The sequence below is a fragment of the Legionella pneumophila subsp. fraseri genome, from assembly GCF_000586315.1.
GTDB lineage: Bacteria > Pseudomonadota > Gammaproteobacteria > Legionellales > Legionellaceae > Legionella > Legionella pneumophila_B.
The window spans coordinates 1-12304 of record NZ_JFIM01000016.1; the positions used below are offsets into that span (position 1 = coordinate 1).

The following is a 12304-nucleotide window of genomic DNA, read 5'->3' on the forward strand; positions in this document are numbered from 1 at the left end:
CATCGTAGCCCCAATCAGCATCATAGATTGGTTGCAAATATAGCGCGGTGATACCAATATCCCATGCAGTTCTTTCGCAAGGAACAGTTACATTACCTGGGGTGCAAACTGGTCCCATGGTTCCAGCAAACACTGCACCGCTTCCTAAGGCGAGTACTGCCACTGCTGTTTTTTTCAAACTAAACATGCCTTGTCTCCACTTGTTTATTATTGAGTTTCCATTTTATTGATAACTCACCATTTGGAGTTGTCAATAGCACGCATCGTCGCTTAGGTTCGAAGCATGCAACGATATGAGTATCTGCAGTGATTTTAAATAAGTCAAGAAAATTTATTAAAAATTCGAATATTTTCATGACGATATAACTAAATTTAAACAGTATCGTCATTTTTTTTACATTATTGCCTTGTCTCTCTTAAAGGAAATTTGTTCCAAAAGAAATGGATTTTCGAGGATGAAAAGACACCACGAAATGATATTTTTTAATCACAAATATTATTTTTTTATCAGCGTTACAACAACACGTCTATTCGCTGCCCGCCCCTCATCAGTATCATTCCTGGCTATCGGTTGCAGAGCTCCAACCCATGTTATTGAAAGTTTTCTTTGAGGTACTCCAAGCCTAATCAAATAATTTTTCACAGCCTCTGCTCTATATTGTGAAATGGCATTATTGTAACCTTTACGACCGCTATCGTCAGCATGACCAATAATTTTAATGACATCAATCTGTATATCGGCATCAACGTATTGGGCAATTCGTCGTAATTGAGCTTTATCTGCATCAGATAATAACTTACTATCCACGCCGAAATGAAACACGCTTTCTTTTACATCCTCATAATTGAACGACAACAAGCTACCGAGACAACGTTGATATTGTGAATACACTTTTTGAAAACGAATAGGGGAGAGTATAACCGTAGTACGAAATCCCTCCTCTGATAAATAGTTAAAGTTTGCCTGATATCCCTGAGATAAAAAGGCCAATAATTTTAAAGCAGGCTGCCGATTTAAAAATAATCCATATTCCCCCGGTTTCATAAAGGTACGGGCTACCAGATAAGACCTGGTTAATAATGGCTTCCATACTGGGGGGCTTGCAATGACTTGAGCAGGCAAAGCCCGTTGAGCTTGATCCCATTTACGCAGAATAAAATGTGGTGGTTTCGTTGCGTATTGCTCAAAGTATCCAATACCATAATTTGGAATAGTCAATGATAAACCGCATCGAAGAGGATTGCCTGTCATGCGCCAATTTTCTTCTCCCATAGGGCTGGCATATTGGATTGATGGAGCGGCAAAGACGGTGGCAGTAATGAATAAATAACTCCATGCAATGATTTTTATTTTCTTGCACATAAAATGATCTGAAATCATTTTTTGCTCATCCCAATTGCCCAATTCATGTTATCCTCTTTTATCGGCAATAATGCAGGAATCTTTATTATGCAAACTCTGATAATTAATCAGCCTGACGATTGGCATCTCCATCTGCGAGATGGAGAGTTTCTAACTCATACCGTCCAAGCATCTGCGCAACATTTTGCCCGAGCGTTAGTCATGCCCAATCTCAAACCAGCACTAACAAACTTATCAGCCATTGAGAGTTATAGAAACAGAATCATTGCAGCCATTCCCAAACAAAATTCCTTTATTCCTTATATGACTTTTTATTTAAATGAGTCTGTTAAACCAGAAGAATTACAACAAGCCGCTTCTCTTTCTTATATAGTTGGAGCAAAACTTTATCCTGCTGGAGCAACGACGAATGCTGAAGAGGGCGCTAAATCTTTGAAGGCACTCTATCCTCTATTTGAAGTATTGCAAACGAACAATTTAGTCTTGCAAATTCATGGCGAGGTCACTCACAGCGATATTTTTGAGCGTGAATCATTGTTTATTGATGAATACCTGAAACCCATTGCCAAACATTTCCCCAAATTGAGAATCGTGCTGGAGCATATATCGACCAAAACCGCTGTGGATTATGTTTCTGAAGGACCTGCTAATCTTACAGCAACAATAACTCCTCACCATTTGCTTTATAATCGCAATAAACTACTCGCCGGTGGCATCAGACCTCACTATTATTGTTTACCCATTTTAAAACACGAAAAGGACCAAAAAGCATTACAACACGCCGCCACGAGCGGAAATCGAAAATTTTTTGCTGGCACTGACAGCGCCCCTCATGCCATCAATACCAAAGAAAATGCTTGTGGATGCGCAGGTATTTATTCAGCTCCATTTGCGGTAGCGCTCTACACCCAGATCTTTGATGAACTTAACCAATTAAAAAAACTCAATGATTTTCTTAGTCGATTTGGGGCTGAGTTTTACCAGCTCCCTATTAACCAACAGCAACTGGAACTAATTAAATCGCCTCAGACTATACCCGATTCGATGCCATTTGGATCAACTCATGTTGTGCCTATTGCCGCCGGAGACACTATAAACTGGAGTATTAATGGTTTCTCGCAATAACATTCTAAGTAATACCATTAAAAATCGCTTTCGTGGCTTTTTACCTGTTGTTGTTGATGTAGAAACAGCGGGAATAGATCCTCAAAAAAATGCTCTCCTGGAAATGTGTATTGTTTTATTGGATATGGATGAGCAAGGCTTGTTAAAAAGGGAGAACAGTTATTTTGAACATATTTTACCTTTCCCGGGTGCAGAACTGGATCAAAAATCACTGGAGTTCAACCAAATAGATCCTTACCAGCCTCTTCGTTTTGCAGTAGATGAACAAACTGCACTTTCTCGATTATTCAAACCCATCCATGACTTGCTAAAAAAAACCCGTTGCCAAAGAGCTGTTTTAGTAGGACATAATGCCTGGTTTGATTTGTTATTTATCAAAGAAGCCATCAAAAGAACTGGAATAAAATCGCCTTTCCATGCCTTCACTTGCTTTGATACAGCAACATTAGCGGGTTTGATTTTTGGAGAAACCGTATTGGCCAAAGCAGCTCAAGCAGCTGGATTACATTTTGACAGCCATGAAGCTCACTCTGCCATTTATGATGCGGAAAAAACAGCGGATTTATTTTGCCTTATGATAAACAAATGGCGAATGCTAAACACCTGATATCAGAAAATATAAATATCCTGGATTACCTAAAACTGTAATCCAGGAGTTTGATAGAAATTTTCTTGTGTTACGCTTTGCAATAAAAACACAACAACAAAAGGATTCTATTTCCTTGTCCTTATTATAAGGACTCGGAATGCTCAGACAGGTATTCTGCGACACCTTTAGGAGATGCTTTCATGCCAGCTTGTCCTTTTTGCCAGCCAGCAGGACACACTTCACCATTTTCTTCAAAGAATTGAACCGCATCGATGATCCGAATAATCTCATCAATATTTCTTCCTATCGGCAAGTCATTGACGATTTGCGAACGGACCATACCATTCGTATCAATAACAAAAGCTCCTCGGAAAGCCACACCAGCAACTGGATGTTCTACCCCATAGGATTGGCAAATACTGTGAGTCATGTCCGCTGCCAAAGTAAATCTTACAGGCCCTATTCCGCCATTTTTCACAGGAGTATTTCTATAGGCATTATGTGTAAAATGTGAATCAATAGATACAGCAACCACCTCAACATTACGCCTTTTGAATTCTTCAATACGATGATCAAGAGCAATTAACTCGGAAGGGCATACAAAGGTAAAATCCAAGGGATAAAAGAATACCAATCCGTATTTGCCTTTCAAATGTTCGTGTAAATTGAATTTATCAACAATCTCTCCATTGCCCATTACTGCAGCCACAGTAAAATCAGGTGCTTTACGCCCAACTAAGACACTCATTCTATAATCTCCATTAGCAGTGGGGGAGTATAATCCCACAATTGTTATTAAAATTATGCCGCTACCGCATCACGCAACATAGGCTCTAACTCTCCTTGCTGAAACATTTCAGCTATGATATCAGATCCCCCAATTAATTCACCCTTCACATAAAGTTGAGGAAAGGTAGGCCAGTCAGAAAATTGGGGTAGAACTTGACGAATATCAGGATTAGCAAGGATATCGACGTACGCAAAATCGACTCCACAAGCCTCAATACACTGGACTGCACGAGCGGAAAACCCGCATTGAGGCATCTTGGGAGTGCCTTTCATGTAGAGCATTATCGCATTTTCAGCAATCTGCTTTTTAATCTTTTCTAAAGTATCCACTATGCACCTTTAATAAAATAAAAAACCCAATTATGTCGAAAACCAAACAAGGTCGCAACTAATGATTCTATTGTGATAATCCTATCAATCTTTTTCTTATAGTGATATTTTACCCCACCTCAACGATCAATAAAATACCAATTTAGCACTAAATGCACCAAAAATTCCCACCTTGATGAGAAGAAAATCCATTATTTCGCGAAAGATTATTATACTAAGAAAAATGTAGTCTTAGCCAAGGCTATAAAAATATTGAAACGCTCAGTAATGGCACATTGAATATCGTACTTATCCTGATAAACTAAACACTTTTAATCCTGGAGATTGATATGACTTTTACCCTGCCACAATTACCTTATGCATTGGATGCACTGGCTCCTCATATTTCCAAAGAAACTTTGGAATATCATTATGGTAAACACCATAATACTTACGTTACCAATTTAAATAAATTAATTCCCGGGACAGAATTTGAATCCATGACACTGGAAGAGATCATCATGAAAGCCAAAGGCGGCATTTTTAACAATGCGGCTCAGGTTTGGAATCACACCTTTTATTGGCATAGCATGAGCCCTAATGGTGGAGGTGAGCCAAAAGGCAAGCTGGCTGAAGCCATTAATAAAAGCTTTGGTTCTTTTGCTGCATTCAAAGAACAATTTACGCAAACTGCCGCAACAACATTTGGTTCTGGATGGGCATGGCTGGTTCAGGATCAGGCAGGTGCTTTAAAAATCATCAGCACAAGTAATGCTGGAACACCAATGACTGAAGGATTACAGGCCTTATTAACTTGTGACGTGTGGGAGCATGCTTATTACATCGATTATAGAAACAGGCGCCCTGATTATATCGAAGCCTTTTGGTCATTAGTTAATTGGGATTTTGCGAGCAGTAATCTGAAATAAAATAACAAGCTGGATTTGTTGCAATCCTTACCGGATAATTTTGAGTTTATGGAGACATCATGAGTTTAATTACAAGTTACAGCCCAATGCCTGTAACCTTCACGCATGGAGAAGGCGTGTGGTTGTATGATGAGCAGGGGAAAAAATACCTCGATGGCTTAAGCGGGATAGCAGTTTGCGGGTTAGGTCATGCGCACCCTGATGTCACCCGTACCATACAGGAGCAAGCAGCCAGGCTAATACACACTTCGAATGTCTTTCATATTAAAGAGCAAGAATTACTGGCTGCCAAACTCACTTCGATGGCGCGAATGGAACAGGTTTTTTTTGCTAACTCTGGAGCAGAAGCGAATGAGGCTGCCATCAAACTTACCCGTCTGTTTGGCCATAAAAAGGGAATTGAAACGCCTTCTATTATTGTAATGGAAAAAGCATTTCATGGCCGTACTATGGCAACCTTAACCGCATCAGGCAGTCGTAAAGTTCAAGCTGGTTTTGAACCCTTGGTCCCAGGATTTATTCGTGCTCCCTTCAATGATCTTGACGCCATACATACTATTGCAGCCAACAGAGAGGATGTCGTTGCAGTTATGGTAGAACCTATTCAGGGTGAGGGAGGAATTTATCCGGCAGAGGAAGGTTATCTACGTGCCTTAGCAAACTTTTGTGAACAGAATGACTGGATGTTAATTTTGGATGAAATACAAACAGGCAATGGCAGAACAGGTAAGCTTTATTCTTGTATGCATTATGACATCCAACCCGATATTCTTACCACTGCAAAAGGACTTGGAAACGGCATGCCAATTGGAGCTTGCTTAATGAGCAAGAGAGCGAAAGATTTATTTAAACCCGGAAATCATGGCTCGACTTTTGGTGGTAATCCTTTGGCTTGTGCTACGGCTTTGACTGTTTTGGAGGTCATTGAACGAGATAGATTATGTGAGCGAGTCACTAAAAACAGTGCTTTGTTAATGGATAAATTAATTAGCAACCTGGGAGAACATCCCAATGTAAAAGCCATACGCGGCAAAGGCTACATGATTGGGATAGAATTGGATAGACCTGCAAACGATATGCGAGTCCTGGGTTTGGAAAACCAGGTTTTGTTCAATATTACAGCTGAAACAGTAGTGAGACTACTACCTCCACTTATTATCAGTGAAGATGAAATTGATGAATTGGTCAATCGAATAACTCGTACTATTAACCAGTTCACCAATCAGTAGTGATAAAGACAACCTTCTTTCAATTGAATTGAAATGGTTTTCTCCCAGGCTATCACCCAATTTGTTAAATTAATCTGGTATTTGACAACATGCTCCCTGGTTTATCCGGGAGCATATGTGCAAGTTAAATCAAAATACAAAGCTTTGCCCCTTGGCAACAAAACCTAAGAAACCATCCTTTTTGGCATTAGGCAATTTCCCTGGATTATAATGATATAGCCACATTTTTTTCTTTAAGTGAGAAGGAAGTTTAACAAGCTCAGAATAGTGTGCATGTACCCCACTTTTAGACTCTGTGGTTTCACAGTCATGAAAAATAATATCTGATTCCTCATAAAAGGATATTAACTGTGCCGGGCAACTTTGTGTGTCTGATGTAAAAAGGATACGTGATTTATTATAGCTAAATATCAAACCAAAACTAGGCATCAACTCATATTCGCTGTAGTAATGGACTGTTTGTACCAATTTAAATTTTATGGATTGCCAAACAAAACCCTCATATTGCTTTACCGGTTTAACATCAAAAAAGGCACTAAGATTTGCTCTCACGTGAGGTAAAGTACTTAAACCACCGGATAAACTTTTATCCCATAATTCAGTGATAATTTTATCAGAAGCGATTAAACAAGGTTTGTGTAGGTGATTAGGATCAAAATAAGTGATTAGAGCGAACCATTCCAATCCGCCACAATGATCGTAATGCAAGTGGCTGATATAAACATTTTTTATATCTTTATAACTTAATCCTTGATCTCGTAATGAGTATTTGATGTCCGTTCCTGCATCGATTAATAAAGTATCGTTTTCTAGCTCTAAAAGCACATTGGATTGATAGTTTTCGGGCCCTATAGCAAAGGACGATCCGGAGCCTAAAAAGGTAATTTTTAGAGTCATTGTACCCCCTGCCATCACTTACTCAAATGCCCTAGCCTTAAAACTGCCATCTTAAGGTCCTAATCCTTGCTAACTGATAAAATAGAGATGTTAATTTAAGACTATGTGATGATTATTGAATTGTCAAAACAGGCAGGGCCATTATTAAAATGGTTACATTTTATTTCTTAAATCATTTAAATACTGATTAATTTTCATTGCCTCATTAGTAAAGAGCCATTTAACCCCTCTATTCAATTCTCTATACAGACTGTTTTTAGAATCGACAAAGCCGACGCCAAAATGTTGATTGGCATCTTGTAAAAATTTTAATACCCTATTGGTCAATAATAAATAATTACCCAGTACGCCTCCATAACCTTCCCTAATACTTAATTCACAAAATTTCTTAACATTATTATGCACCGCAACAAGCAATAAAGATTGCTTGGGAAAACGGCACAATTTCTTAAAAGTAGATTCCTGCAAGGTTAACAAATGATAATCTTTACATGGCGTTAGATTTTGCAAAGCTTGTACCAATATCTTTTCATCCTCGATGGCTGTTTTTAACTCAATAAATAAATGCATGGAATTCCCATATTGACTCACTACGTCAGAAAGAGATGGGATCCTGAATTCTAATGCGCGCAATTCGCTAAAATTCAGATCGGCAATAGCAATGTCCTTGTTCCATAATCGATTTAAAGTAGGGTCATGATTGACAACGAGCACCTTGTCCTTAGTGAGGTGTACATCCAATTCAATCCCCCAACATCCAGCCTCTTGTGCCATTTGAAATGCATCAAGGGTGTTTTCTATTATCCCCCTTGCATTATTATGAGCGCCTCTATGAGCGATTACCAACGCACTATTGATATTTTCGGATTCAGGTGTGTGCCTGGGAATTACAGCAAAATACCCATCAATTAATTTTTCTATCCATTTGAGTAACACAGCCAATTATCCCAATATTCCCATTTCAACCATTTTATGCTGGCAAAAAATAAAAGGCAAAAACCGCTATTAGCGCAAAATCGAAAAAATCGACTAAACTAGAAACTATGTGAGAATTACTATACAAGAACAAATTAGCATTTATAAGACTTACGCAAAACCCAAGGCCTAGACAAAAAATTGGAGCTTTGCGCCCTGATTTAAATTTCCTGGCTACAAATATTCACAAGGAGTGTTCTAATGGCAATCAAAATAACAAAAAGGGGAATGGACTTACTAAGAGACCCCATACTAAATAAAGGCACCGCATTTAGCCTCCAAGAAAGAGATGAATTTGCCTTGCACGGTTTAATACCAACAACAGTGGAAACCCTTGAACAACAAGTAGTTCGCTGCCTTGACGCTTATAGTGCCAAAGAAGACCCTTTGGAGAAACACATTTATTTACGTGCCTTACAGGATCGAAATGAAGTACTTTTTTATCGTTTTATAATTGACAATCTGGTTGATATTTTGCCCATTATATACACACCAGTTGTCGGTCAAGCCTGTGAACTGTTTTCTCATATTTATCGGCAGCCAAGAGGAGTATTTCTAAGTTATCCAGAGCGAGACAAGCTGGACAGTATCGTACAAAACATTGCATCGACTCGTTCAGTCAAAGTGATTGTTGTCACAGATGGCGAGCGGATCCTGGGGTTGGGAGATCAGGGAGCAGGAGGATTGGGAATTCCCATAGGGAAGTTGTCTCTTTATACCAGTTGCGGTGGGATACACCCATCTAATACTTTACCCATTATTCTGGATGTAGGGACCAATAACAAGGAACGCCTGGAAGATCCAGAATATATTGGATGGAGACATACTCGGATTTCAGGTAAAGATTATGATGATTTTGTTGATCAATTTGTGCAAAGTATAAAACGCCATATGCCTCATGTGCTATTGCAATTCGAGGATTTTGCACAGCAACATGCCTATCCTTTATTGGAACGATATAAAGATCAACTTTGTACTTTTAATGACGATATTCAGGGAACGGCTTCCGTTGCTGTAGCCGCCATACTGGCAGCAACTCGTGTTACTAATATTCCATTAAAAGAGCATCGAGTTGCTTTATTAGGTGCAGGATCAGCCGGATGCGGGATCAGTGAACAATTGGTGCATGCCATGATGAACCAGGGACTTACTGAACAGGAAGCCAGATCACGTTTTTATTTAGTTGACCGGTATGGACTTTTACATGATGAAATGAAAGACCTATTGCCATTTCAAAAAGGATTTGTCAGGCCTTCTGCCAGCCTGCAAAATTGGAAATTAGAAAAAAGGGGAGAGATCACTTTAACAGATGTCATTAACAATGCACAACCGACCATACTCCTTGGTGTATCTGGCCAACCTAATCAGTTCAATGAGGGAATGATTAAGACCATGCTAAGCTATTGTGAACGACCCATCATTTTTCCTTTATCAAACCCCACGTCTCGAGCAGAAGCAATCCCACACGATCTCTTAAACTGGACGGCAGGTAAAGCTTTAATTGCAACTGGCAGTCCCTTTGAGCCAGTTGCAATGAATGGCCGTAAAATTGAGATAGCCCAATGCAATAATTCCTACATTTTCCCGGGAGTTGGTCTTGGAGTAGTTGCAGGACAAGCCAAAAGAGTGACTAATTTAATGATGATGGCAGCAGCAGTTGCATTAAGTGAGCTAGCGCCTGCAGTCAAAACTGGAGAAGGACGCTTACTTCCCGAATTAACTTCAATTAGAGAAGTAAGCCAACATATAGCGAAAGCGGTTATTTTACAGGGTATAAAAGAAGGTCACATAGAACCAATGAGTGATAATCAAATCGGTGATTCTATAAAAAGAACGATGTGGACTCCACAATATGAACCATATGTTCTATAATAAACCGTTTTAGAAATTGCTGGAATTTAAGTTTTTAGAGAGACTAAAATTCATTAGTTTATTGCCATTGAATTGACAGCATAGGGTTGAGGGAAAATCAGGTTATTGGTCCAACCTGATCCCCTCGAGGTTTTTATGGAAGTTTATTGTTAAATTGAGCGTAAAAAACAGAAAAACAACCCTGAAACATAACTATTTTTTATAAGTGTAATTTTTTATCGAGCCCCTTATATGTCCATAATTACTACCAATCTCAATCGGGCAATTCATGATTTACAACAGGGAAAACCAGTGGCTATACCGACCGAAACAGTTTACGGATTGGCCGCACCAATAAACAATAATGCAGCCATTAGAGCCGTGTTTGAGATGAAAAACAGGCCTTTAAATCATCCTCTGATAGTTCATATTGCTTCCAACTGGAACCTGCATGATCTCGTGGAGGAGGTGCCTGAGTATGCACGTCAGTTAGTTAGCAAATTTTGGCCTGGACCATTAACCCTGGTATTCCATTGTAAAAAAGATCAAATCAATCCACTCATTACCGGTGGTCAATCGACCATAGCAATAAGGTGCCCGGATCATCCCTTAACACAAAAATTGTTACAAAAGTTAAATATTCCGGTCGTAGCACCCTCAGCCAATCCTTTTGGAAAAATTAGCCCTACAACCGCTTTGCACGTTAAACAATCATTTAATGATGCCGAGTTAACCATCCTGGACGGTGGCCGTTGTCGCGTGGGAATTGAATCAACCATCGTAGATGCTACTAATCCTGATTCCTATCAAATTTTACGCCATGGGATAATAGATGAAAAAACGATTGCTGAAACGATTGCCATAGGATGCTCGACTCATAAAAACGACATTCGTGTCCCTGGTAAATTAGATAGCCATTATCAGCCACAAAAAACTTTATATTATTTTGATCAATATGAAACCCTTTCCCAATTTTGTCAAAAACGTAAGGGGACTGTTTATGTCATAGCAAATAGACAACCCCCTGGTGTCGAGACCAATCTCTTTCATCCACTGGGGATTCATCCTGAAAAATCGGCCTATGACTTGTATTATCAACTAAGATTAGCTGATACATCCGATGCCATTTGTATAGCTATCGAGCTACCACCCGATATAAGTGAATGGAGAGGAGTACGAGAAAGAATATTAAAAGCCGGCTTCCCCTATTCGCAGCAATAAATCTCAAGAAATTTATACTTTTTTGATTTCAAGCAAGAGGTGTATTGACAGAACACTATAATTTGCGTACCTTAACGCCCTATGCCGAGGTGGTGGAATTGGTAGACACGCTAGCTTCAGGTGCTAGTGGGGGCAACCCCGTGGAGGTTCGAGTCCTCTTCTCGGTACCATCAATCAAGTAATGATTCCCATTGGTTTACCCAATTGAATCTTACTGCCGGCAGATAATTCTTTATCCCATTGTATTTTTTCACCGTTTGCAAACAATAAAACAACTGTAGAGCCCAATTTAAAATAACCCATTTCACTTCCCTGAGATATAATCTTTACTGGAAGCTGCTCACTATAATCAAAACGTTCCAATTTTTTTGATCTTTTGACATCACCATGCCAACTGGTTCCAATGGCACCTACAATAGTAGCCCCAACCATCACCATCACCATCGGGCCAATTTTCGTTTTAAAAAAAATGGCAAGCCTTTCATTGCGGGCGAACAATTTAGGAACAACGCGTGTAGTCGCTGGCTGAACGGAAAACAAGGCACCAGGAATATAAGTCATTGAAACGAGCTCTGCATCTATTGGCATATGTACCCTGTGGTAATCTTTCGGCGATAAGTATAGAGTTGCAAATTGTCCCTGCACAAATTGCTCGGCCAATTGCTCATCACAAGCTAAAAGTTCTTGCACAGAATAATATTTACCTTTAGCCTGCAATAATTGTCCCCGCTCAATCTTACCTATTTCGCTGATACAACCATCAACTGGACAAATAACATCTGACTGAGCGAGAGGACGGCATTCCGGCTTTAAATGACGAATAAAAAAATCATTAAAACAGTCATAAGACTTAGGATCCTCAATAAGTGCCTCACTCATATCTACATCAAACTTATGAATAAAGCTTCGAATTAAGAAATTCTTGAAACGAGGACTCTTAACGTCAGCAAAATATCCTGCTAAAGCAGTAATACCGTGTTTCGGCATAAGGTATTGGGGTAAGGTCTTCAGTACATCACGAAACATA

13 protein-coding genes and 1 tRNA gene are annotated in these 12304 nt (G+C 39.4%); 7 read left to right on the plus strand and 7 right to left on the minus strand.

Translation table 11 applies throughout. The features are described from left to right. Positions 1-187, minus strand: a 187-nt coding sequence (locus CC34_RS01000000116165) for an Lpg1974 family pore-forming outer membrane protein (protein ID WP_032833089.1), incomplete at its 3' end; no start/stop codon positions are given. 309 nt (positions 188-496) lie between these two features. Next, on the minus strand, positions 497-1381 hold the full coding sequence (locus tag CC34_RS0105035) for a flagellar protein MotY (protein ID WP_027228257.1): 885 nt from the start codon (positions 1379-1381) through the stop codon (positions 497-499). 69 nt (positions 1382-1450) lie between these two features. Here CC34_RS0105035 and pyrC point away from each other — a divergent pair, with 69 nt between their 5' ends. Further along, complete coding sequence (gene pyrC, locus CC34_RS0105040; RefSeq protein WP_028379203.1) at positions 1451-2488, plus strand: dihydroorotase; 1038 nt, start codon at positions 1451-1453, stop codon at positions 2486-2488. Further along, positions 2472-3095 carry a ribonuclease T gene (gene rnt, locus CC34_RS0105045; protein ID WP_027228259.1) on the plus strand — a complete coding sequence of 208 codons (624 nt, stop codon included), beginning with the start codon at positions 2472-2474 and terminating at the stop codon, positions 3093-3095. The genes pyrC and rnt overlap by 17 nt, the downstream gene beginning before the upstream one ends. A 124-nt stretch (positions 3096-3219) precedes the next feature. On the opposite strand, the gene CC34_RS0105050 is transcribed toward rnt, so the two are convergent. Together CC34_RS0105050 and grxD are read right to left on the minus strand one after the other, a co-directional pair. After that, positions 3220-3825, minus strand: a complete 606-nt coding sequence (locus CC34_RS0105050) for a peroxiredoxin (RefSeq protein ID WP_014844997.1) — start codon at positions 3823-3825, stop codon at positions 3220-3222. A gap of 53 nt (positions 3826-3878) precedes the next feature. Then, entirely contained in the window at positions 3879-4196 is a 318-nt protein-coding gene (gene grxD / locus CC34_RS0105055; RefSeq protein WP_011947866.1) for a Grx4 family monothiol glutaredoxin, read from the minus strand. Between the two features lie 329 nt (positions 4197-4525). Between grxD and sodB the strand changes: the two genes are divergently transcribed. Further along, on the plus strand, positions 4526-5104 hold the full coding sequence (gene sodB, locus CC34_RS0105060; RefSeq protein WP_027228260.1) for a superoxide dismutase [Fe]: 579 nt from the start codon (positions 4526-4528) through the stop codon (positions 5102-5104). A 59-nt stretch (positions 5105-5163) separates the two neighbouring features. Then, entirely contained in the window at positions 5164-6333 is a 1170-nt protein-coding gene (locus CC34_RS0105065; protein ID WP_027228261.1) for an aspartate aminotransferase family protein, read from the plus strand. A gap of 129 nt (positions 6334-6462) precedes the next feature. Here CC34_RS0105065 and CC34_RS0105070 read toward each other — a convergent pair whose 3' ends face one another. Both CC34_RS0105070 and CC34_RS0105075 read right to left on the minus strand, forming a co-directional pair. Next, positions 6463-7230: an MBL fold metallo-hydrolase gene (locus tag CC34_RS0105070; RefSeq protein WP_027228262.1), complete on the minus strand. Its 768-nt coding sequence runs from the start codon at positions 7228-7230 to the stop codon at positions 6463-6465. Between the two features lie 153 nt (positions 7231-7383). Further along, positions 7384-8166, minus strand: a complete 783-nt coding sequence (locus CC34_RS0105075; RefSeq protein WP_027228263.1) for a glycerophosphodiester phosphodiesterase — start codon at positions 8164-8166, stop codon at positions 7384-7386. 240 nt (positions 8167-8406) lie between these two features. On the opposite strand from CC34_RS0105075, the gene CC34_RS0105080 reads away from it, so the two are divergent. The 3 genes from CC34_RS0105080 (at position 8407) to CC34_RS0105090 (ending at position 11447) form a co-directional block, all read left to right on the plus strand. Then, on the plus strand, positions 8407-10077 hold the full coding sequence (locus CC34_RS0105080; RefSeq protein ID WP_027228264.1) for an NAD-dependent malic enzyme: 1671 nt from the start codon (positions 8407-8409) through the stop codon (positions 10075-10077). Between the two features lie 231 nt (positions 10078-10308). Continuing rightward, positions 10309-11277 (plus strand): L-threonylcarbamoyladenylate synthase, encoded by a 969-nt coding sequence (locus CC34_RS0105085; protein ID WP_027228265.1) that lies wholly within the window; start codon positions 10309-10311, stop codon positions 11275-11277. A gap of 83 nt (positions 11278-11360) precedes the next feature. Then, positions 11361-11447, plus strand: a tRNA-Leu gene (locus CC34_RS0105090). Between the two features lie 4 nt (positions 11448-11451). Here the strand turns inward: CC34_RS0105090 and asd are convergent. Next, positions 11452-12303 (minus strand): archaetidylserine decarboxylase, encoded by an 852-nt coding sequence (gene asd / locus CC34_RS0105095; protein WP_028378413.1) that lies wholly within the window; start codon positions 12301-12303, stop codon positions 11452-11454. Position 12304 lies beyond the last annotated feature (1 nt).